The organism is Sphingopyxis sp. SCN 67-31, assembly GCF_001725095.1.
Genome location: NZ_MEFH01000053.1, coordinates 41642 through 63852 on the forward strand (window position 1 = coordinate 41642; position 22211 = coordinate 63852).

The window sequence follows — 22211 nt, forward strand, 5'->3', positions numbered from 1 at the left end:
ATCTCCGGCTAGTCGACGCCCAACAGCGCCTTCTTCTCGGCCGCGGTCAGCCAGTCGGCCCCCGACACCTCGCGCCACAGCGCCATGCGGTCGGCGGCCAGCGCCGGCACCCGGTCCATGTCGACGCGCAGCTCGGCGCCGCCGAACCAGCCCGCCAGCCCCTGCGACACCGCGCCCAATATCTTCGCGCACAGCGGCAGCACGGTCAGCCGCCACAGCGCGCGATTGGCCTCGCGATAATTGGCATAGGTCGCATCGCCGGGCAGCCCGAGCAGCATCGGCGGCACCCCGAACGCCATCGCGATCTCGCGCGCCGCGCTGTGCTTCAGCTCCAGGAAATCCATGTCGGCGGGCGACAGCGACAGCGCCTGCCACTTCAGCCCGCCCTCGAGCAACAGCGGCCGCCCGGCGTTCGTCCCGCCGGCAAAGCTTTCGGCCAGCTCCTCGCGCAGCCGGTCGACCTGCTCGGCCGACAGCGGCATCCCCTTGTCGCCCGGATCGTGGATCAGCGCCCCCGACGGCCGCGCCGCATTGCCCAGCAGCGCCGCATTCCATTTCGCCGCCGCATTATGCGCCGCGATCGCCCCCTGCGCCGCTGCCAGGCAGCCCGCGCCATAATGATCGTCGAGCGGGTGCAGCGCCTTGACATGCACCACCGCCGGCCGCCCCGCGCCGTCCTCGGCGGGCAGCACCGCGGCGCATCCGCCCGCCTTGTAGCGATAGGCGACCGGCCAGCCGCGCCCGTCGGCCTCGACCGTCACCCGGTCGGGGCGCAGCGCGAACAGCTCGGCGGGCGCGCCCGCGCCGTCGGTCAATATCTGCACATAGCCGTTGCCGTGGAGCAGTAGCTGCGACGCCAGCGTCTCGACCAGCCCCTGCCCGCCCGATGTCGCGGTGACCAGCGCCAGCAGCGCCGGGTCGCCCGCCGCGATCGGCGCCGCCCCCGCCGCCTCGGCGACCAGCCGCACCGACCGCTGGACGATCGCATTGCCCAGATAGCCTTCGCGCACCTGCGCCTCCCACGACAGCGGCGCCGGCGCGCTCCACGTCCCATACACACGCGACAAGGCGGGCCGCACCGTCGACGATGCGGCCTTGCGGCCAAACCAGTTCATGCTTGTCTCCTCGATGGGCCAGCCGCCACACCGCAAGCCCCACTCTCTCCCCTTCAGGGGAGAGATACGCAGGCTTGCGAGCTTGCTCGCTAGCCGAAGTTGAGAGGGGCCGGCGTGCGTGACTCCCCCTCTCCCAACCCTCTCCCCTGAAGAGGAGAGGGCTTTGATCAAACCCTGCGCACCCCCGGCGCGCGCCCTTTCCTCATCCGTTCCAGCAGTTCCGCCAGCGCCCACACGCACGCATCGGCCCGGTCCGGCGAACCGCCCGGCCCGGCGTAGCCGCCACCGGTCTGGAACCCGCAAAGCTGGTCCTCCAGCGCCGGGAACGCCCCCGCATGCACCACCTGCCCGCGCTCATAGGCGAGCGCGACCGGCTCCGCGCGGCGCGCCTTGCCGATGCTCGCGTGGACCGTGGCGACCGGCAGCGCGACATCGGCCTGCGCCAGCGTCGCCGCGACCATCTCGCCGCCCATATTGCTTTCCGCGACCACCCGGTCGGCGCCCCAGCGCGCCGCCACGGCGGCCACCGCCTGCGCCCAGACATGCGGCGGCGGGGTCTCGACGCTCGCATCCTCGACCACCGCCAGCCGCCCGTCGCGCAGCAGCGCCGCGACGACGATCCCGCACGCATCGCCGGTCGACGTCGCGGGCGGATCGACGCCGATCACGACGCGCCGCGGCTTGCCCAGTCCATCCGGATCGACGCGGCAGCGTTCGATCAGCGCGCGCGTCCACAGCGCGCCCTCGACATCCTCGACCAGCTCGCCGTCCAGTTGCTGCCGCCCCAGCCGCGTTCCGCCATAGACCGCCTGCATCGCCTCGACGAAATTCGACGGCAGATAGGCGTTCTGGTGCGTGCCGCCGACCGTTTCGGCGAACCCCGGCAGCGCACGGATCGTCCGCATCAGCGCGGTCGGGCGCGGCGTCGTGGTGATCAGGATGCGCGGCCGGTCGCCCAGCCGCATCCCCAGCACCAGATTGTCCCACGCGGTCGCGCCCCGGTGCCATTTCGCCAGCTCGTCGCACCACGCGACATGATGCTCGGGCCCGCGCAGATTCTCCGGCGCCGCCGCCGAATAGAGCGTCGCGACCGCGCCGTTGCCGAAATGCAGCTCGCGAACCCCGTCGCGCCAGTCGGGGCTTTCATGCCCGCGCGCGACCGCCAGCAGCCCGCTCGCCCCCTCGATCATCACGCGCCGTCCGTCGATCTCGTTCGCCGCGACCAGCGCGATGCGCGCGCCCGGCATCGTGCGCGCGCACTCGCTGATCCATTCCGCCCCGGCGCGCGTCTTGCCGAAGCCGCGCCCGGCGCGGATCATCCAGATGCGCCAGTCGCCCGGCGGCTCGCATTGCCCCTCCTGCGCCCAGCCGTGCCAGCGCTCGAGCAGTTCGCGGCGCTGGCCCCAGGTCAATCCCCGCATCACGAAGCGCAGGTCGCGCGGCGACAGCGCGGACAATTTCTCGAGCACGTCGCCGACGACGTCGCGATGCGCCTGCCCCATCCGCCGATCCTCCCTCACCGCTCCCCGACAGGGAAAGAAATGACCCGCCATGAAACGCGATCCCCTCCCGCCAACGAGAGGAGAAACCGGGCGGCAAGACGCCTGCCCGTTCCGTTCTGCCCCGACAGAAGGGAGATCATGGCGATTGCAAACAGGCGCCGGCCTTGGGTCGAAGCCCCCTGCTTCCGCACTTCGTCATGCTGGAACGCGTTGGCAATCATCCCTTTCCGGCAACGAACCGTTCCCCGGCGGAAGCCGGGGCCCACGCGGGGCAGCATCCAGCCATCCGGACCCCGGCGTCCGCCGGGGACCAGGCCCCTATCCCTCCGGCGCCAGCCCGCGCTGTCGGCGCAGGATGGCGAGCCGCTTCAGGATCGCGGCGTCGGTTTCCTCGGACGTCGGCATCCGCTTGTCGGGCCGCAGCGTCCGCGCCCGGCCGCCGCGGACCGACGCCTGGTGCCGGCCGAGCAGGCTGATCGCCTGGTCGACCGTCATCGGCGCGATCACGCGCCCTTCGTCCCCGCCTTTCGCGGTGTCCGGTTCCGTCGCGGCGCCCTCCTTCGCCGCGCGCGCCGCCCTTGCGCCTTTTTCGTCCGCGCTGCCCCGACCGGGCTCGCCGCCTTCGCGGCTCCCGGCAACGGCCGCGCCCGGCCTGCCCTCGACAAGCGCCAGCGCCGCCTGCACCAGCCCCATTTCCAGACGCTGATATCCGGCCGTCAACGCCTCCTGCCACGCCGCGGCGAACGCCTCGTCGCGCGCGCGCAGCCGATAGACCGTCGAACAGACCAGCCCCGCCTGCGCGGCCGACCATGTCACGTTGCAGCTTTCCGCCAGATGGGAAAGGAACGTCTCGCACTGGCGCGTCGAAAGGGCCGTGCGCGGCGCCTTCGCCCGCATCAGCCGGCGACGATTGCCGGCCCGCACCACCTGTTCCATTCGGTCGCTCCCCAAAAGGATCGGGCCGGATCGCCCGAAGGCGCCGGCCCGAATCGCAATTCTCGATGATGAGATGCTTGTGCCATATCAGCGTTACGATGTCAATAGAAAATAACCTATATGGTTTTATACTACTTCCCCTGCACGCGCGGCCCCGCCGCCGCCATCGGCGACGCAGCCCGGTTCCGGAAAGCGCTTTCCCCTCCCCGTCACCCCGGACTTGATCGGCAATCTTCCCTCTTCGACAAGTCACTGTTCCCCGGCGAAAGCCGGGGTCCATGCGAGGCAGCGCCGTGCCATCTGGACCCCGGCTTTCGCCGGGGAACAGCGCCTGACTTGCCTGAGGGGAATATATACCGACTCGATCCGGGGTCCCGCTTGTCCGGCGTGACAAGGCAGGCGAAACCGCACGCCGTTTTCAAACGATGCGCACCCGCTCCGCCACCCGCTTGACCGCCCCGGTCGAAAGGTTCAGACCGCTGCGATTCAAAGGGAAACAGGGGTCGAAAATCCATGCGCAAACTCGTCATCCTCGGCGTCAGCCTCTTCGCGTTCCAGGCTTCGCTCGCCGCCGCGCAGGATCAGCCGGCGGCGCCGGAGCCCGAACCCGCCGCGATGACGGCGTCCGCGAGCGGCAGCGCGCGCACCGCGCCCGAACGGCATTTCACCGGCGCCGACATCTTCGACCTCGCGATCGCCGCCGATCCGCAGATCAGTCCCGACGGGCGCCGCATCGCCTATGTCCGGCGACAGAATGACATCATGACCGACCGCGCGATCGGCAGCATCTGGCTGATCGACACCGCGACCGGGCAGGAAACCCCCGTCACCGGCGGCAACGGCGGCGGCAGCGCCTTCACGCCGCGCTGGTCGCCCGACGGCAAGCGCCTCGCCTATGCCTCGACCGAGGGCGGCGGCGCGCAGCTGTGGGTGCGCTGGATCGACGGCGGAGAGGCGGTGCGGCTGACCGGCCTGCCGACCAGCCCGTCGAGCATCGCCTGGTCGCCCGACGGGCGCTCGATCGCCTATACGATGCTGGTCAAGGACGCGGCACCGACCTTCGGCTCGGCCCCCGCCAACAAGCCCGAAGGCGCCAAATGGGCCGAACCGCTGGAGGTTCACGACCTCCTCACCTATCGCGCCGACGGCGCGGGCTATATCGAGCCGGGGTTCGAGAAGATCTTTCTCGTCCCCGCGACCGGCGGCGCGCCGCGCCAGCTCACCTTCGGCCCCTATCACGACGGCGGACCGCTCAGCTGGTCGCGCGACGGGCGCACCCTCTATTTCGGCGCCAACCGCAAGCCCGACTGGGAAAACGACGCGCGCGAGAGCGAGATTTTCGCGCTCGATGTCGCGAGCGGCCGCATCACCCAGCTCACCGACCGCGACGGCCCCGACGCCAATCCCGTCGTCTCGCCCGACGGCCGGCTGATCGCCTATGTCGGTTTCGACGACAAGCTGCGCGCCTATGAGAATAGCGAGCTTTACGTGATGAACCCCGACGGTTCGGGCCGCCGCAGCCTGACCGCCGGCTGGGATTACAGCGTCGACGACGTCGCCTGGGCCGCCGACGGGCGCAGCCTCTATGTCCAGTACGACGACCATGGCGAGACGAAGGTCGCGCGCATCGGGCTCGACGGCTCGGCGCGCACCGTCGTCACCGGCCTGTCGGGCGGCGGGCTCGACCGGCCCTACACCGGCGGCAGCTTCTCGGTCGCCGACACCGGCGCGATCGCCTTCACCGGCGGCACCCCGACGCGCCCGGCGGAGGTTCAGCTCGCCGCGGGCGGCAAGACGCGGATGCTGACCGACCTCAACCGCAGCCTGCGCGAGACCAAGGCGCTGGGCGAGGTGCGCAAAATCACCGTCGCCTCCAGCCTCGACGGGCTGGAGATCGAGGGCTGGCTGACCCTGCCCCCCGGCTATGTCGAGGGCCGGCGGGTACCGCTGATCCTCGAGATTCACGGCGGCCCCTTCTCGGCCTATGGCCCGCATTTCGCGACCGACAACCAGCTCTACGCCGCCGCGGGCTACGCGGTGCTGTCGTCGAACCCGCGCGGTTCGACGAGCTATGGCGAGGCGTTCGCGAACACGATCGACAAGGCCTATCCGGGCAATGATTATTTCGACCTGATCAGCATCGTCGACCGCGCGATCGAACTCGGCATCGCCGATCCCGACGCGCTGTTCGTCACCGGCGGCTCGGGCGGCGGCGTGCTGACCAGCTGGATCGTCGGCAACACCGACCGCTTCAAGGCGGCGGTGACGCAAAAGCCGGTGATCAACTGGACGTCGCAGGCGCTGACCGCCGACGGCCCCGCCTTCTTCGGCCGCTACTGGCTCGGCGCGATGCCGTGGGAGAATCCCGAGACCTTCTGGAAGCACTCGCCGCTTTCGCTCGTCGGCCAGGTGAAGACCCCGACGATGGTCGTCGTCGGCAGCGAGGATTACCGCACCCCGGTCAGCGAGTCGGAGCAATATTATACCGCGCTGCGGCTGCGCGGCGTCCCGACCGCGCTCGTCAAGGTGCCCGGCGCCAGCCACGGCGGCATCGCCGCGCGGCCGTCGCAGTCGGCGGCCAAGGCCTCGGCGATCCTCGCCTGGTTCGCCAAATACCGCCACGGCTGGGCCCCGCCGGCTGCGGCGGCACCCTGATCTAGGGCGCCAGCGGCGGCAGCCCGTCCATGATTGCGGTCAGCGCCAGCGCATTCTCGCGCTCCATCGCGCTGTGCCCGGCGTTGGTGACGACATAGGTCGCGGGCTCCGCCCCGGCGCCGCGCAGCGCCGCGACCAGCCGCGACGCCTGCGTCAGCGGGCACACCTCGTCGAACCGCCCATGGACGATATGCACCGGAATCGCCGCCAGCGTGTCGATATGCCGAAAGAAATGCCCCGGCTCCAGAAACAGGTCATGGGCAAAATAATGCGCCTCGATCTGGGCAAAGCACAAAGCAAACCCCGCCTCCCCGAACTTTCCGGTATCGCCCGCCTCGGGGATCAGGTTCGAAATCGTTCCTTCCCATAGGGACCATGTCACCGCCGCGGCGAGTTGGCGTTCCTTCTCCTCGGCGGTCGCGGGCACCATGTCGAAGATCGCCTTGTACGACCGCATCACGTCGCGCCGTTCCTCGACGCTCAGCACTTCCAGCAGCGCGCGCCATTCGTCGGGATAGTGGATATAGGCGCCCGGCGCGGTCAGCCCGAACGGGTCTTCGTGCCACGTCGCGGCATTGCCCTGATACAGGTAGAGCAGATCCTCCGCCGCGCCCAGGAAGATGCCGCGCAGGATCAGGTTCGCGCAATGATCGGGATGCGCGATCGCATAGGCCATCGATAGCGTGCTGCCCCAGCTTCCACCGAAGACATGCATCCGCCCCGCGATGCCCAGATGATCGCGCAGCTTCTCGATATCGCCGATCAGGTCGGCGGTGGTGTTGCGCGCGAGCGCCGTCGCTGGTCCCGCCGTGGCGACGTTGGGCTCGCTCTTGCCGCATCCGCGCTGGTCGAACAGGATGATGCGATAGCGGTCCGGGTCGAAATAGCGCGCCATCGCAGGCGAACAGGCGCCGCCGGGGCCGCCGTGCAGCACCATCACCGGTTCGCCCGCCGAATTGCCGTACTCCTCCCAATACAGGCGATGCTCGGGGTCGCTGTCGACCGTCAGCCACCCGCTGCGCCGCGCCTCCGCCTCGGGATAGACCCAGTCGTCGCCGATCTTGCTCGATGTCTGCAGCCGCGAGAAATCCATCCTGTCTTCCTTTCGTTGCGCGCGCCGCCGCTCGGGGGGTGGCCGCGCGCCACGCCCCCATGCTAGGGCGACTCCGATGCCATGTCTGAATCGTCCTTGCGGCGAAAGCCGCAGCGACGCAATTGCGGTGGCATCGCCAGTCCCAGAAGGCGACCGGCCCCGGCCCGGTCGCGCCGCATCGATCGGAAATGACCGCCCTATGACCTTGCGCCTTGCCGCTTCCACCGCCGCCCTGCTGCTTGCCGTTCCGGCGCTTGCCCAGACCGCGGCGCCCGCGATCGACCCCGCGAACATCACCGAAACCGTCCGCACCATGGCCTCCGACCAGTTTCAGGGCCGTGCGCCGGGAACCGTCGGCGAGGAACGCACCGTCGGCTATCTGATCGGTCGGCTGCAGGCGCTCGGGCTCGAACCCGCCGGATCGGACGGCGGCTGGACGCAGCGCGTGCCGCTGCTCCACACCCGGCTCGGCACCCCCGAAACGCTCGCCTTCGACCGCGGCGGCACGACCACCCCGCTCGCCTTCGGCACCGACATCTATCTATCGACGCTTCAGCCGAACGACCGCGCCGTGGTCGCCAGCGCGCCGATGGTGTTCGTCGGCTATGGCGTCGACGCACCCGAACGCGGCTGGGACGATTTCAAGGGCGTCGACCTCAAGGGCAAGGTCGCGGTCTTCCTGATCAACGACCCCGATTTCGCCGCAAAGAAGGGCGAGCCCGCCTTCGGCAAGTTCAAGGGCCGGACGATGACCTACTATGGCCGCTGGACCTACAAGTTCGAGGAAGCGGCGCGCCGGGGCGCGGTCGCGGCGCTGATCGTCCACGATACAGAGGGCGTGGGTTACGGCTGGAACGTCGTCAACAGCCCCGGCGGCGAGAATTACGGCCTCGTCGTCCCGCCCGAAAAGATGACCAGCCTCGCGCTGCAGGGCTGGATTTCGGGAGACACCGCGACGAAGCTGTTCGCCGCCGCCGGTCAGGACCTCGCGAAGCTGCGCGTCGCCGCGCGCCGCGCCGATTTCCGCCCCGTCGACCTCGGCACGAATTTCGACGCCGCCATTCCCTCGGCGCACGAAGAGGTGCAGAGCCAGAACGTCCTCGCGAAGATCACCGGCACGCAGCGCCCCGACGAGGTGGTGATTATCGGCGCGCACTGGGATGCCTATGGCGAGGGTGAACCCGATGCGCAGGGCCGCATCTATCGCGCCGGCGCCAACGACGACGCGCTCGGCGTCGCCGGCATGTTCGAGATGGCGCGCCTGTTCAAGGCCGCGCCGCCGCCCGAGCGCAGCATCGTCTTCGCCTTCTGGACCGCGGAGGAACGCGGTCTGCTCGGCTCCGAACATTATGCCGCCAATCCGCTCTTCCCGGTCGAGAAGACCGTCGCCAACCTCGGCCTCGACATCCTCCAGACCGCGGGCCGCGCGAAGGACGTGATCCTCGTCGGCAAGGGCCAGAGCACGCTGGAAGACGACCTTGCCCGCTTCGCGGCGGCGCAGGGGCGCAGCGTCAGCGAGGAAAGCCTGCCAGAGCGCGGACTCTTCTTCCGCGCCGACCATTTCAGCCTCGCCAAGCGCGGCGTTCCCGTTCTGCTGATGATGGGCATCGCGGGCGCCTCCGACCTCATCGAAGGCGGCAAGGCCGCCGGACAGGCATGGGTCGATGCCTATACCGGCCAATGCTATCATCAGGCGTGCGACGCCTGGGACCCCAGCTGGAACCTCGACGGCGCGGTTCAGGATATTCAGATTTTTTACCAGATCGGTGATGAACTCGCTCGCTCGACCCGCTGGCCCGGCTGGCAGCCGACGAGCGAGTTCGGCGCCATCCGCGCCGAAAGCTCGGCTGCGCGGCAATAGCGCGAAGGGGAAGGCGCGGCCAAGCCACCGCCAAAGGCATGGGTCCCTCCCCGCCCGGGGGAAGGACTTGATGCATCTAGAACTTCCCGCGCACCGAAAAGGCGAAGACCGGTCCGATCAGCCGGTCGCGCTGCTCGACGAAGGCGATCGGGCTTTCGCCGCGCACGCCGGTGTAGACGGTCCGGTCGCGGCGCGAACGGGCGTTGAACATATTGGCGACCTGCGCCCGCACCGTCATCCCGAACACATCCTTGTTCTCGACGAAGAGGCTGGCGAACACCGGCCCCTCCCACGTCCGGTCGACCTGGTTGCGCCGATAGTTGGGCTGAATGTGGCTGTGGTTGGCGTTGAAGCCCCATGCCCAGTCGCTGCCGGGGATATCGTGCCGCAGGTCGATCTCGATCTGCCGGTCGGTGAAGCCGCTCCACTGGCGCGTCTCGCCGGTGAAGGGATCGCGGATTGACGAGGTCTGGAGCAGCAGGCGCGTGTCGACCTTGACGCCCTTCAGCCCCGCCGGGTCGAGGTTGATCGTCGTCGTCCAGTCGATCGCCGCGGCCCAGCTTCGGTCGATATTGCCGACCGCCTCGCCGCTCGCGCCGACCGGGATGACGTCGACGCGATCCTCGACATCGCGGTAGATGAGGTTCAGCTTCGTCGACCCCCAGACGCCGAGCGTCTTGTTCGCCTCGAACTCGAAACTCCAGTCCTGCTGCGGCCTCAGGTCGTTGTTGACCTCGTTCTGATTGTCGTCGTTCAGGAACGCCCGCGCGAGGAAGTCATAGAAGGACAGCTGCAGCACGCGCCGCCGGATCTTCAACGACATGTCGAGATCGGCCGACGGTGCCCAGGCGAGCGTCAGCGATCCCTTGGGACGAAAGAAGCTGCGCTCCTGTCCGCCGATGCCCGTCTGGGTGATCTTCGAATGCTCGGCACCCGCGACGAGCTGGAACGACAGCGTGTCCGTCAGCTTGCGTCCGAAGCTGAGCAGTCCTTCGTAACGATCCTCGCTGACGCCGCCGATCCCGCCCGGAAACGGCTGATCGACGAAGACGCCGGCGGCGGGGTCGAGCACCGCGATCGACGCGACATTGTCGAGCGTATTGAACGCCGCCTCGCCCGACAATTCCCAGTCGCCGCCCAGCATCTTCCACTGATATTCGCCGCGCGCGATCGTCTCGCCCAGATTGCCGCGCTGCGCGAACCGGTCGCCCTCGGGCGGCGTCGCGTCGGCGAAGCGGGTGACGATCTCCTGCGAATAGGGTTCGTGACTGAACCGCCGCAGGCCGATCAGCTTCAGCTTTCCGGGGCCGAGGCCGAACTGGTAATCGCCGCTCAGCTCGTAATTCCAGCTGTCGTTCTTCTCGCGCACGGTGCGGAAGCGGTCGGGGTCGCCGACGCTCGTCCGCAGCCCGTCCTCGACATAGCGGTCGTATTTGCGCTGATAATGGGCGCCGAGATGCGCGATCGGATCTCCGGGGCCGTCCCATGTCAGATGCCCCGACAGCTTGGGCGTGTCATAGGGACTGCGCCAGACGTCGTGCCGCTGCTCGACGATGCGCCCCGCGCCGTCGAGGATCAGCGTCGGGCCGCCGGCGGCACTGCGCGCGCCCTCGTTGTTGTAGAGGCCGAGTTCATATTCGATCGCGCCGGTCCGCCCGCGCACCGAGATATCGCCGCGGGTGTAGAGCGGATGCGCATAATGCGCGCGGAACTCGGGCTTCCAGGCGAACTGCCCCGAAAAATCGTCGGCGCGATAGACGATGTTCGCGACCTGCCCCGACAACCCCGGAATATCGAGCGAAGCGCCGTCGACGATCTCGATCCGCTCGACATTGCCCGCCGGGATACGCGACAGCAGCGTCGCCATGTCGTCGGACTTGGTCGACGGGCGCACGCCGTTGAACAGCACATTGCCCGTCGCCTGCCCCAGCCCGCGCCGCTCCTCATTGTCGCGGATCGAAAAGCCGGGGACCTGCGCCAGCATGTCATAGGCGTTCTTGGGCGCATAGCGCGCGAAGTCGGCAGGGGCATAGACCTGCCGCGCCGCGTCGGACGGCGCGGGAGCGGGAGCGATCGCCGGAACGGCAGGCGCCTCCTGTGCCTGCACCGCGCCCGCGCCCAGCGCCGCGGTCAGCGCGGCAATGCTCGTCCAGCGGCTCATTTCGCCGCCCTCGCGGCCGCATTCATCGACCGCGCATAGTCGGGCGTCACCCCCAGCGCTTTCAGGCTCACCACCTCGTCGGACGACAGCGAGGCATAGCCCGCCGCGGCGAGCCCGCGCACATAGGCGCCGTCGACCCCCAGTGCCTTGCACGCGATCGCGTCGTCGATCGCCGTCAGCCGCAGCGCGCCCGACTGGAGTTCGTGGACATAGGCGCCCGTGACCCCAAGCGCCGCGGCGGCGATCAGGTCGCTGCCGTCCTTCGGCCGCACGCCCTCTCCGATCAGCCCGTCGGCAAGGGCGGTGGTGGCATCGACCATCAGCATAGCGAGCTGCTGGTCGCGCGACGGCGTTCCGATTCCGCGATCGGACAGCGCCCGCGCAAATCCCGCATCGGGCTGGAACTGGCAATGGCCCGCGCCGTCGAACGCGGCATTCAGGCGGCCACTGCAATCGAGCCGCCCCGCCTCGTGCACGACGCTGAACGACACCGGCCCCGCCGCACCGCCCAGCGCAGACCGCGCCGCGCCGAACTCGGCGCGGCGCCCATCGAGTTGCAGGTCGCTGGTCGACTTGCGCTGGCTGAGCCGCAGGCGCGGCGCGTGGGCTCCGCTATCCTGCACCGACACCTCCCAGCGGATGGCGTCGCTCGCGGGCGCGGCGGCCTGGCTCTGCTGCGCCGGCGCCGTGCACGCGATGACCGGCAAGACCGCGGCGCCCGCGGCGACGAACAGGGCGTTGATTCTGGCTTTCATGGGGATACTCCTCCTCCCTGCGCCGGCCGAGCGTCTCCGCTCGCCGCCGCAACGGCGTTTCCAAACTTCGGTTCGATGATCGGCGGTGTCGCTTCGGCCAGTGGCCGGGCGTCAGTCCTTCGGTACTACGGGCGGCCTTGGCGGTCCCGGCGGGCTCGGCGCCGCGACCCGCACCACAGCTCCGTCGGCGCTGCGCACTTCGACGCTGCCGCTGGCTTCGGCCCGAACGGTCGCCCCCAACCGCGACCGGACGACGCTGTGCCGCCCGCTGTCCCAGCTTCCGACCGTCCGCGCCTCGATCGCATCGTCGGGATCGGACAGCGACTGGCCGGCGCGGCGCATCCGCGCGACGTAATCGGGCGTCACCCCCACCGCCCGCATCGCGGTCAGATCGTCGAGATCGACGTCGGGGAACTGCGCCTGCATCGCACGGGCGTAATCGGGCGAGACGCCCAATGCTCTGGCGCCGATCAGGTCGTCGAGCGCCGCGTGCGGAAACAGACGGCGCATCGCGGCGATATAGTCGGGATCGACCCCGCTCGCCTTCGCGGCGATGATGTCGTCCGAATCGACCGACCCATGACGGCGCATCGCGCGCACATCCTCGGGCGTCACCCCCACCGCGCGCATCCCCACCAGTTCGTCGACGGTCAATGGACCGGCCTGCGGCTTCGCGACCGGGGCGGCTGGCGTCGCGGCCTCCGGGGCGCCGCCCGCGACCGCGGCGGACTGCGGTGCCGCGGTCGGGGCGGGGGCGGCGACGGCGTGGACTGCCGCCGCCGCCCTTTGCCCGGTGGTGGCCGAAAAGGCGGCGAGCGGCGCGGTGATCCCGGCGAGCAGCACCAGGCTCATCAGCATCCAGCTCGCGCTCGCCGGACCGCGCTTCAGGCTCGCGTCGAGGACGCGCGTGATCCGGCGCTTGAGGCTGCCCTTGCCCGGCGCGACGCCGTGCGCGGCAAGCAGCGCGCCCTGATTGTCGTGCCGCGCCGCGCCTACGAGCAGCGTCGCATAATCGGGTCCGTCGATGTCGGCCATCAGCACGGCGTCGTCGGCAGCTTCCTCGCGCAGCTGGTGGCTTTCGCGCGCCAGCATCCAGACCAGCGGATTGAACCAGAAAAGCGCGCAGGCCAGCCGGGCGGCGAGCAGCTTCGCCCAGTCGAGCCGCGCGACATGCGCCAGTTCGTGCGCGATGATCGCCTCGGCCTCGCCGACCGCGCCGACCGCCTTGGGGCTGAGCACGATCGTCGGGCGCAGCACGCCCCAGCTGATCGGCGAGCGCAATTCCTCGCTCACCAGCAGCGCGGTGCCGTGCTTGAAGCCCATGCGCCGCTGCGCCTCGGCCAGGGCCGACAGCCACGACGCCTCGACCAGCACGTCGGCGCGCGCGCGCATCGCGAACAGCCGCACCACCGCCAGCGCCATCAGCGCGAACAGCAGCAGCAGCGGCAGCGCATAGACACCGAGCGCCATGTCGGAGAGCGACGGCCAGTTCCACGTCGCCGCCGCCACGGGCGCCGCATCGCGCAGCGCCTCCGCCGGCATCGCCGCGACTTCCGTCACTGGCAGCGCCGCCGCCTGCCGCACCGACCAGGCGGCCGGCAGCGGCGTCCATTGCGGCAGCAGCAATGCCGCGACCGGGAGCGCCAGCAGCGCAACCAGTCCGGCGTGCGCGACCAGCGACCGCTCGGCCGCCGAACGCGACCGCACGAGGCGCAGGATCGCCAGCGTCAGCCCGGCGATCAGCAGCGATTTCAGGCCGAGCTCCAGCAGGCTCGCGGCGGTGATCGTCATTTCGCCCTCCCTTCGCGCGCATCGGCGATCAGCTTTTGCAGTTCGTCGAGTTCGCTCGCGCTCATCTCATCCTGCATGCCGAGCAGCGCCGCGGCCGCGCTCGTCGCCGACCCGTTGAAGAAGACGCGCACGACCTGGCTCAGCGCCGACTTGCGCGCCGCCTTGTCCGACACGCGGGGCGCATAGAGGAAGCCGCGCTCCGACGCCGTGCGGTCGACGAAGCCCTTGGCCTCGAGCCGCTTGAGCATCGCGCGGATCGCCGACCCCGACAGTGCGTCGCTCAGCGCCTCGCCGATCTCGGCGACGGTCGAAGCGCCCCTTTCATAGAGGATATCGACGATTTCGCGTTCGCGGGGGGGCAAGCTGGACAGCATGGCGAATCACCTCATGCGCTACATTTGTAGCTTAGCTACATTTGTAGCGCCCTCATGGCAAGCGATTTATTCGCATAAGACACACCGCCGGTCCGGATCGCCACCCGATCGTGATTGCGAGGAGCGCGGGCGACGAAGCAATTTCCAGCCATCGGCCTTGCGCAAGGCCGATGGCCGAAGATTGCTTCCCCCGGCTTTCTCCGAGGTCAATGACGAACCGGGCGAGCGCCCTGCTCCCCACTCCCGCCGTCCGCCCTCGCCTCGCGCTTGTCGAACGGCGCCGCATCCGTCACAGACGATGGCGTATATGTCCTGCGAACACGCAGGGACTTGTCCCCCGGCGAAAGCCGGGGTCCATACGCGGCAGCGCAACGCCGTCCGGACCCCGGCTTTCGCCGGGGAATGATTACCCGTCGAAAGGGGATAATTGCCGATGCCGATCATGGCCGCCCGCCTCTATCACGACGGCAAGCTCGTCCGCGATCTCGGCCCCGACGAGACGATCCCCGACGAAAGCGACCCGGGCGATTTCTTCTGGCTCGGCCTCTACGAGCCCACGCCCGGCGAACTCGAAGGCATCGCGGCGCGCTTCGGCCTCCATCCGCTCGCGGTCGAGGACGCGCTCAAGGCGAACCAGCTTCCCAAGGTCGAGGTCTATGGCGACCAGCTGTTCGTCATCGCGCGCACCGCCAACCTCGACGGCGACGCGATCCAGCCGGGCGAGACCGCCTTCTTCGTCGACCGCCATTTCATCGTCAGCGTCCGCCACGGCTCGGCGCGCGGCCATGCCGAGGTGCGGGCGCAGCTCGAATCGAGCCCGGCGCTGCTCGGCCACGGCCCCGACTATGTGCTCCACGCGGTTCTGGATTTCATCGTCGACGGCTATTTTCCGGTCATCGACGCGATCGAGGACCGCCTGCTGCTGCTCGAGGACAGCGTGATGGACACGCCGCTCGACGCCGCCGAGATTCGCCACCTCTACGCGCAGCGGCACCATGTCATCCGGTTCCAGCGGCTCACCGGCCTGATGAAGGACGCCGCGCAAAAGCTCGCGACCGCGCCGCTGCCGTGTATCGACGATCCCGTGCGCCCCTTCTTCCGCGACGTGTGGGATCATGTCCAGCGCGCCGAATTTCGCCTGACCGGCCTGCGCGACGTCGCCGCCTCGGTCGTCGACACCAATTCGCTGCTCGAACAGCAGCGCCAAGGCGCGATCACCCGCCAGCTCGCCGCCTGGGCCGCGATCCTCGCGGTGCCGACCGCCATCGCGGGCATCTACGGCATGAATTTCGAGTATATGCCCGAACTCGACTGGACCTTCGGCTACCCTCTCGCGCTCGCGCTGATGGGCGGCATCTGCGGCCTCCTCTACTGGCGCTTCAAGCACATCGGCTGGCTGTGACCCTTGCCCGCCGGACGCCGCGACCCTAGATAGGGGCCTCACCCCCCAAACGGAGTCGATGGAATCATGGATCGCAACTGAACGCAGCGTCCCCCGCCTTGCCTTCAGGAAAGCCTTGTCCATGCCCGCCATCACCCTCGCCCATCTCGGCTGGTCCACGCCCGACGGCCGCGCCGTCCTTTCGGACCTCGACCTTCAATTCCATCCCGAACGCACCGGCATCGTCGGACGCAACGGTGTCGGCAAATCGACGCTGCTGCGACTGCTGACCGGCGAGATCGCGCCGACATCGGGCCGCATCGCCGTCGACGGCAGCCTCGCGATGCTGCGCCAGACGGTGCAGGTCGATCCCGACGCCCAGGTCGCCGACCTGTTCGGCGCGCGCGCCGCGGTCGCGCTGCTCCGCAAGGCCGAGGCGGGCCGCGCCACCGCCGACGAGCTTGCCGAGGCCGACTGGACGCTCGAAGCGCGGATCGACGAAAGCCTGGCGAGGCTCGGCCTGCCGGTGCCGCCCGACACCCTGCTCGCCCGGCTGTCGGGCGGCCAGCGCACACGCGCCGCGCTGGCGGGGGCGATCTTTGCCGAACCCGATTTCCTGCTGCTCGACGAACCGACCAACAATCTCGACCGCGAAGGGCGCGACGCGGTGCGCGACCTGCTGCGCGGCTGGCGCGGCGGCGCGATCGTCGTCAGCCATGACCGCGAACTGCTCGAAGAGATGGACGCGATCGTCGAGCTGACCGGGCTCGGCGCCGCACGCTACGGCGGCGGCTGGAGCGCCTATGCCGAGCGCAAGGCCATCGAACAGGCCGCCGCCGAAGCCGGGCTCGGGGTCGCCGAAAAGCGGCTCGACGCGGTCCGGCGGCAGGCACAGGTCACCGCCGAGCGCCAGGCGCGCCGCGATGCCGGGGGCCGGCGCAAGGCGGCGCGCGGCGACGAGCCCGCCATTCTGCTCGGCACGCTCAAGAGTCGCGCCGAGGCCAGCGGCGGCGCGAACCGGCGGCTGGCCGACCGCCAGCAGGCCGAGGCCGAACGCGCGCTGTCGGACGCGCGCGGCCGGATCGAGGTCGTCGACCCGCTCGCGGTGGCGCTGCCCGCAACCCGCCTGCCGGCCTCGCGCCGGGTGCTCGAACTCGATCATGTGTCGGCGGGCTATGGCGAGGATGCGCCTGTGATCCGCGACCTGTCGCTGACGATCACCGGCCCGGAACGCGTCGCGCTCGCCGGTCCCAACGGTTCGGGCAAGTCGACGCTGCTCGCGCTCGTCGCGGGAACGCTGACGCCGCAGCGGGGGCGGGTCCGCGTCGGCGTGCCCTTCGCCCTGTTCGACCAGCGTCTTTCGCTGCTCGATCCCACGCTGTCGATCGCCGACAATTTCGCCCGGCTCAACCGGGGGACGACGAACAACCAGTGCCGCGCCGCGCTCGCGCGCTTCCGCTTTCGCGCCGATGCCGCCGACCGTGTCGTCAGCACGCTCAGCGGCGGCCAGATGCTGCGCGCCGGCCTCGCCTGCACGCTCGGCGCGCCGACGCCGCCGCAGCTGCTGATCCTCGACGAGCCCACCAACCACCTCGACCTCGATTCGCTGACCGCGGTCGAGACCGGCCTTGCCGCCTATGACGGCGCGTTGCTCGTCGTCAGCCACGACCGCCCGTTCCTCGAGGCGATCGGCATCACGCGCACGGTGACGCTGGGCGAATGAGGGGGAAGCGCCCCCTCACCCCTTCTTCAGATGCCGCCGCCCGAGCAGTTCGGCGATCTGCACCGCGTTCAGCGCCGCGCCCTTGCGGAGGTTGTCGCTGACGCACCAGAAGGCAAGGCCGTTGTCGACCGTGCTGTCGTCGCGCACGCGGCTGACGAAGGTCGCATAGTCGCCGACGCATTCGACCGGGGTGACGTATCCGCCGTCCTCGCGCTTGTCGACGAGCATCACGCCGGGCGCCTCGCGCAGGATGTCCTGCGCCTGCTCGGCCGACAATTCCCGTTCCAGCTCGACATTCACCGATTCCGAATGGCCGACGAAGACCGGGACGCGCACGCAGGTCGCGACCACCTTCACCTTGGGGTCGAGGATTTTCTTGGTCTCGACCACCATCTTCCATTCCTCCTTGGTCGACCCGTCGTCGAGGAACTTGTCGATGTGCGGAATGACGTTGAAGGCGATCTGCTTGGTGAACTTCTGCACGTCCTTCTCGTCGCCGACGAAGATCTGGCGCGTCTGGTTCCACAGCTCGTCCATCCCCGCCTTGCCCGCGCCCGAGACCGACTGATAGGTCGATACGATCACGCGCTTGACGCCCGCGGCATCGTGCAGCGGCTTCAGCGCGACGACCATCTGCGCGGTCGAGCAGTTGGGGTTGGCGATGATGTTCTTCGCGGTATAGCCGTCGATCGCATCGGGGTTCACCTCCGGCACGATCAGCGGCACGTCGGGGTCCATGCGATAGAGCGAGCTGTTGTCGATCACGACGCAGCCCGCCGCCGCCGCCTTGGGCGCGTGGATCGCGGTCGCGTCGGACCCGATGGCAAAGATCGCCATGTCCCAGCCGGCCCAGTCGAAATTCTCGATATTCTGGCATTTGACGGTCTTGCCGGTATCGCCGATCTCGACCATCTCGCCCTGGCTGCGCGACGAGGCGACCGCGGCCAGTTCGGCGATCGGGAACTCGCGCTCGGCGAGGATGGCGAGGACTTCGCGGCCGACATTGCCCGTCGCGCCCGCGACGACGATCCGATAACCCATGAACTTGTCCTTTGATGCTGGTGCTTGAAACGAAAAACGACCGGTTTCGCGCTGGGGCGGAACCGGTCGTCTTGGAAAGCTGTTTCGGCTTTGTGGGGAGAAAGCTCTCCTTAGCCTTCGCCGGCTTCCGACCGGTATTCGCGGCGCTCCGCAATACGCGCCGATTTACCGGTGCGGCCCCGCAGATAGTAGAGCTTCGCACGACGGACGGCGCCCTTGCGGACGACGGTAATGCTGTCGATGTTGGGCGAATAGAGCGGGAAGACGCGCTCGACACCTTCGCCGAACGACATCTTGCGCACGGTGAAGTTGGAGCCCATGCCCTTGTTCGAGCGCGCGATGCACACGCCCTCGAAATTCTGGACGCGGGTGCGTTCGCCTTCGACCACCTTCACGCCGACGCGCAGCGTGTCGCCGGGGCGGAACGTCGGGATATCCTTGGCAGCCTTGGCGATTTCCTCGGCTTCGATCGTCTGGATGAGGTTCATGGCCTCTCGTCCTTCTCTTTTCGCCGCGCGCCAGAGGCAGGTCGGTCCCGAGCGTCGACATGACGCTCCCAAAGGTCCGGCCTGCGTAACCGTGTGTCCTCTTCCGCCCTTTGTTTCCGCCAGGCGGCGATCTTCGCATGATCCCCCGATCGCAGCACTTCGGGGATCGTGCGCCCTTCCCATGTGACAGGTCGGGTATAGTGCGGATATTCGATCAGACCGTTCTCGAACGATTCGTCGTCCCCGCTGGAAGCCGCGCCCATTACGCCGGGAAGCAGCCGAATGCAAGCGTCGAGAAGCAGCAGCGCCGCCATCTCGCCGCCCGACAGGACGATATCGGCCATCGACACCTCTTCGATCGCCCGCGCGTCGAAGATGCGCTCGTCGAACCCCTCGAAGCGGCCGCACAGGATGATCGCCCCCGGCCCCGCCGCCAAGTCGCGCACGCGGGCCTGCGTGATCGGCTTGCCGCGCGGGGTCATCGCCAGAATCGGCAAACCGGGATGCTCCGCCGCCGCATGATCGACCGCCGCCGCCAGCACGTCGGCCTTCAGCACCATCCCCGCCCCGCCGCCCGCCGGGGTGTCGTCGACGGTGCGATGCCTGTCCGCCGCGAAATCGCGGATCTGCACCGGCGCGCACGACCACAGGCCGCTCTCGAGCGCTCGCCCCGCCATGCTGTGCCCCAGCGGACCGGGGAACATGTCGGGATAAAGGGTCAGGGGAACGGCGGCGAAGCTCATGGCAGCGGCTCCCATAGCGCCTCGGGCAGCAGCGGACGATCCTTTTCCATCTCTTCGTGCAGCCATTCGCGGAAGCGTTCGATCTTGCGCACGCGGCTGCGGCCTTCGCGATAGACGAGCCAGTTGGCGCCGCCGGGCTGGTAGAGGGTGTCGAACGGCTGGACCATCCGCCCGCTGTCGAGTTCGGCGCGCCACAGCAGCGGCGTCATCAGCGCGACGCCATAGCCCCCCTGCACCGCGCTCGCCTCCTGAAGCTGGCTGTCGAGTTCGACCCCGCGGCGCGGCGGCGGCGCGACGTCGACTCCCGCTTCGGCGAGCCATCCCGCCCACCAGCCGTCGTTCGGCGCGAGCCGCTCGACGCGCAGCAGGTCGACCGGCGCCGCGATCCGGTTCGCGTCGCGAAAGGCCGGCGAGCAAATCGGCGTCACATGGCTGCGGAACAGGAAATCGGCGCGCAGCCCCGGCCAGCCCCCCGGACCGATGCGGATCGCGACGTCGACGTTCGACGCGTCGAAATCGACATAGTCGTTCGACATCGACAGCCGCACCGCCAGATCGGGATAGCGCAGCTGAAAGCGCCCGATGCGCGCGCTGAGCCAGGTGCCGCCAAAGGTGACCGCGGCGCTGATCGTCAATATGTCCGCCTCGTCATCGCCGATCGCGGCGAAGGCGTCGCCCATCGACGCGAAGGCGGCACGGACCGCCGGAAGCAGCCGCTGCCCCGTCTCGGACAGGCGCACCCGCCCTTTCTCGCGGACGAACAGCGCCCGGCCGAGGCGATCCTCCAATTGACGTATCTGATAGCTGACCGCCGCCTGCGTCATCCCGAGCTCTTCGGCGGCGCGCGAGAAATTCTCCCGCCTGCCGGCGGCTTCGAAGGCGCGAATCGCGGCGAGAGGGGGCAGGTTGGGCATCGCCGATCTATAAGTCATCCTTATATCATGCCGCAAAGCTTTTGTTGGCGATATGCGGACGCAAGGCGCATCTGGCTCGCATCCATCCCGCAGGAGAAGAATGATGATCGACGAAATGTGGATGCGCGGCTGGGCCGAGAATCACGGCCGTTTCAGCGCCGACCTCGACCGCGGCTTCGCGTCGCTGGCCACCGCCATCGCCCGGCTACGCCGCCCGCGAGACGCACGCAGCCCCGACCCCCGCCGCCGCAGCGGCATAAGCGGCATTTGCTGAGCAGGCCGGGCGCTACCGCGTCCAGTTCTCGACGCGGAGCCCCGGAACATCGGCAAAATCATCTTCATTGTTGGGGATGATGATCGCTCCGATGCTGAGGGCATGCGCCGCAAGCAGGCGGTCGAAGCGGGCGCGCTTGAACGGCAGCTTCGTATAGGCCCGCGCCGCCGCCTCGTCGAACGGGACAAGCGGTATGGCTTCGATGAACGCTTCGAGGATTTCGGGCGGCGGCGGCTTACCGACGTAAGTGCCATAGGCGACTTCGGCATAGCTGATGACAGACATCGCGATTTCGCCCGGTGCATGGTCGGCGACGCGCGCGGTCAGCAATTCATGTCCGTCGTCCATCGCATAGACAGCGGCGTCGGCGTCTATCAGGTAGCGGATCACGCTTTCTTTGCCGCTTCCTCGGCTGCCTTGCGCGCTGCAATCGCGCTCGGGCGTTCATCGAAGTCCTCGCGCGGCGCCAGCTTGATGCCCGGCGCCTTGCCCGCGAAGCCGCTGACGTCGATCTTCGCCTTGGGCTTGTCGGCCGGTTCGAAACGGAACTGGCCATGCTCTTCGCGCAAGATCATCTCGGTGCCTGCTTCCAGCCCGAGCGCCTTCGGCAACCGCAACGCGACCGAATTGCCCGACTTGAAAACCTTGGCCCGATATTCCTTCGTCATTGCCGTCTCCGTATATACATTATGTATATACTATTCGACGAAAGCGGCGTCAACGACGATGCCGTCGTCGCTCCACTCCGGCACCGCCTGCGCATTCATCGGGACCATGAAGCGCTTGCCGTTCGGTTTTTCGATTTCGATTATGTCGCCCGCGCCGAAATTCTCGATGCCGGCGACATAGCCCAGCGCGGTTCCATCTGTGGACACGCACGGCAGGCCGATCAGGTCGTGGTGATAATATTCGCCCTCACCCAGCGGCGGCAGCGCCGAGCGGGGAACGGTCAGCAATGTGCCGCGTAAGGCCTCCGCCGCGCCGCGGTCGGTGATTTCGGTGAAGCTGGCGACGGCGCCCTGATTGGCGGTGCGCACCGATTTCAGCGTCAGCTTGCGCCCGCCCGCTTCGAAAACGGAAAAGGCGCGGAGAGCATCCGCGCCTTCGCCGAACAGCTTCAGCCGCACCTCGCCCCGCACCCCGTGCGCGCCGGCGATGGCGGCGAGGGTGACGGGACGGTCCATATCGTTCCCCTCCCGCTTGCGGGAGGGGTTAGGGGTGGGGCGAGCCGAAGGCGAGCGCTCTGACTTGGCGGTCACAGGCCCACCCCCGACCCCTCCCGCAAGCGGGAGGGGAGAAGAATCAACCTTCGGTCTTTTCTTCGGCTTCCGGGACCGGGCCGCCTTCGGCGACTTCCTCGGCGATCGCGGCCGCATCTTCGGCGGTCGCTTCGGCCGGAACCTC

At 68.9% G+C, this 22211-nt stretch carries 20 protein-coding genes; 5 read left to right on the forward strand and 15 right to left on the reverse strand.

Annotated features, from left to right (window positions below):
• Positions 1–8: 8 nt before the first annotated feature.
• The 3 genes from ABS88_RS07895 to ABS88_RS07905 all read right to left on the reverse strand — a co-directional run bounded on the left by ABS88_RS07895 (position 9) and on the right by ABS88_RS07905 (position 3553).
• Positions 9–1115 carry a phage portal protein gene (locus tag ABS88_RS07895; RefSeq protein WP_076073759.1) on the reverse strand — a complete coding sequence of 369 codons (1107 nt, stop codon included), beginning with the start codon at positions 1113–1115 and terminating at the stop codon, positions 9–11.
• Between the two features lie 167 nt (positions 1116–1282).
• Entirely contained in the window at positions 1283–2617 is a 1335-nt protein-coding gene (locus tag ABS88_RS07900; protein WP_286749583.1) for a DNA-packaging protein, read from the reverse strand.
• Between the two features lie 318 nt (positions 2618–2935).
• Positions 2936–3553, reverse strand: coding sequence for a hypothetical protein (locus ABS88_RS07905; protein ID WP_076073754.1), 618 nt, complete (start codon positions 3551–3553; stop codon positions 2936–2938).
• Between the two features lie 513 nt (positions 3554–4066).
• On the opposite strand from ABS88_RS07905, the gene ABS88_RS07910 reads away from it, so the two are divergent.
• Positions 4067–6208, forward strand: a complete 2142-nt coding sequence (locus ABS88_RS07910) for a S9 family peptidase (protein WP_104959295.1) — start codon at positions 4067–4069, stop codon at positions 6206–6208.
• A gap of 1 nt (position 6209) precedes the next feature.
• Here the strand turns inward: ABS88_RS07910 and pip are convergent, their stop codons facing one another.
• Entirely contained in the window at positions 6210–7301 is a 1092-nt protein-coding gene (gene pip / locus ABS88_RS07915; protein ID WP_104959294.1) for a prolyl aminopeptidase, read from the reverse strand.
• A 199-nt stretch (positions 7302–7500) separates the two neighbouring features.
• On the opposite strand from pip, the gene ABS88_RS07920 reads away from it, so the two are divergent.
• Entirely contained in the window at positions 7501–9162 is a 1662-nt protein-coding gene (locus tag ABS88_RS07920) for a M28 family metallopeptidase (RefSeq protein ID WP_076073751.1), read from the forward strand.
• Positions 9163–9238: 76 nt separating this feature from the next.
• Here the strand turns inward: ABS88_RS07920 and ABS88_RS07925 are convergent, their stop codons facing one another.
• From ABS88_RS07925 to ABS88_RS07940, 4 genes are all read right to left on the reverse strand, one after another.
• Positions 9239–11323, reverse strand: a complete 2085-nt coding sequence (locus tag ABS88_RS07925; RefSeq protein ID WP_076073749.1) for a TonB-dependent receptor plug domain-containing protein — start codon at positions 11321–11323, stop codon at positions 9239–9241.
• Positions 11320–12078: a hypothetical protein gene (locus ABS88_RS07930; RefSeq protein ID WP_076073746.1), complete on the reverse strand. Its 759-nt coding sequence runs from the start codon at positions 12076–12078 to the stop codon at positions 11320–11322. The genes ABS88_RS07925 and ABS88_RS07930 overlap by 4 nt, the downstream gene beginning before the upstream one ends.
• Positions 12079–12189: 111 nt before the next feature.
• The gene (locus tag ABS88_RS07935; RefSeq protein WP_076073743.1) at positions 12190–13869 is read right to left on the reverse strand and encodes a M56 family metallopeptidase; all 1680 of its coding nucleotides are present in this window, start codon (positions 13867–13869) and stop codon (positions 12190–12192) included.
• Complete coding sequence (locus ABS88_RS07940; protein ID WP_067110709.1) at positions 13866–14243, reverse strand: BlaI/MecI/CopY family transcriptional regulator; 378 nt, start codon at positions 14241–14243, stop codon at positions 13866–13868. The genes ABS88_RS07935 and ABS88_RS07940 overlap by 4 nt, the downstream gene beginning before the upstream one ends.
• A 433-nt stretch (positions 14244–14676) precedes the next feature.
• Between ABS88_RS07940 and ABS88_RS07945 the strand changes: the two genes are divergently transcribed.
• Both ABS88_RS07945 and ABS88_RS07950 read left to right on the forward strand, forming a co-directional pair.
• Positions 14677–15645 (forward strand): magnesium and cobalt transport protein CorA, encoded by a 969-nt coding sequence (locus ABS88_RS07945; protein ID WP_076077488.1) that lies wholly within the window; start codon positions 14677–14679, stop codon positions 15643–15645.
• Positions 15646–15766: 121 nt separating this feature from the next.
• The gene (locus ABS88_RS07950; protein ID WP_076073741.1) at positions 15767–17347 is read left to right on the forward strand and encodes an ABC-F family ATP-binding cassette domain-containing protein; all 1581 of its coding nucleotides are present in this window, start codon (positions 15767–15769) and stop codon (positions 17345–17347) included.
• 15 nt (positions 17348–17362) lie between these two features.
• Here the strand turns inward: ABS88_RS07950 and ABS88_RS07955 are convergent, their stop codons facing one another.
• The 4 genes from ABS88_RS07955 to ABS88_RS07970 form a co-directional block, all read right to left on the reverse strand.
• Positions 17363–18388: an aspartate-semialdehyde dehydrogenase gene (locus ABS88_RS07955; protein WP_076073738.1), complete on the reverse strand. Its 1026-nt coding sequence runs from the start codon at positions 18386–18388 to the stop codon at positions 17363–17365.
• A 110-nt stretch (positions 18389–18498) separates the two neighbouring features.
• Positions 18499–18876, reverse strand: coding sequence for a 50S ribosomal protein L19 (gene rplS / locus ABS88_RS07960; protein WP_067110698.1), 378 nt, complete (start codon positions 18874–18876; stop codon positions 18499–18501).
• Complete coding sequence (gene trmD / locus ABS88_RS07965; RefSeq protein ID WP_104960273.1) at positions 18873–19619, reverse strand: tRNA (guanosine(37)-N1)-methyltransferase TrmD; 747 nt, start codon at positions 19617–19619, stop codon at positions 18873–18875. The genes rplS and trmD overlap by 4 nt, the downstream gene beginning before the upstream one ends.
• Positions 19616–20551 carry a LysR substrate-binding domain-containing protein gene (locus ABS88_RS07970; RefSeq protein WP_286749584.1) on the reverse strand — a complete coding sequence of 312 codons (936 nt, stop codon included), beginning with the start codon at positions 20549–20551 and terminating at the stop codon, positions 19616–19618. The genes trmD and ABS88_RS07970 overlap by 4 nt, the downstream gene beginning before the upstream one ends.
• A gap of 85 nt (positions 20552–20636) precedes the next feature.
• Between ABS88_RS07970 and ABS88_RS07975 the strand changes: the two genes are divergently transcribed.
• Positions 20637–20807 carry a hypothetical protein gene (locus tag ABS88_RS07975; RefSeq protein ID WP_241942519.1) on the forward strand — a complete coding sequence of 57 codons (171 nt, stop codon included), beginning with the start codon at positions 20637–20639 and terminating at the stop codon, positions 20805–20807.
• 12 nt (positions 20808–20819) lie between these two features.
• Here ABS88_RS07975 and ABS88_RS07980 read toward each other — a convergent pair whose 3' ends face one another.
• Genes ABS88_RS07980 through rimM form a run of 3 tightly spaced genes read right to left on the reverse strand, consistent with a single transcriptional unit; the run spans position 20820 to position 21991 of the window.
• Complete coding sequence (locus ABS88_RS07980; RefSeq protein WP_286749586.1) at positions 20820–21197, reverse strand: type II toxin-antitoxin system VapC family toxin; 378 nt, start codon at positions 21195–21197, stop codon at positions 20820–20822.
• Positions 21194–21475, reverse strand: a complete 282-nt coding sequence (locus tag ABS88_RS07985) for an AbrB/MazE/SpoVT family DNA-binding domain-containing protein (protein ID WP_076073730.1) — start codon at positions 21473–21475, stop codon at positions 21194–21196. The genes ABS88_RS07980 and ABS88_RS07985 overlap by 4 nt, the downstream gene beginning before the upstream one ends.
• A gap of 30 nt (positions 21476–21505) precedes the next feature.
• Positions 21506–21991 (reverse strand): ribosome maturation factor RimM, encoded by a 486-nt coding sequence (rimM, locus tag ABS88_RS07990; protein ID WP_104959293.1) that lies wholly within the window; start codon positions 21989–21991, stop codon positions 21506–21508.
• Between the last annotated feature and the right edge of the window lie 220 nt (positions 21992–22211).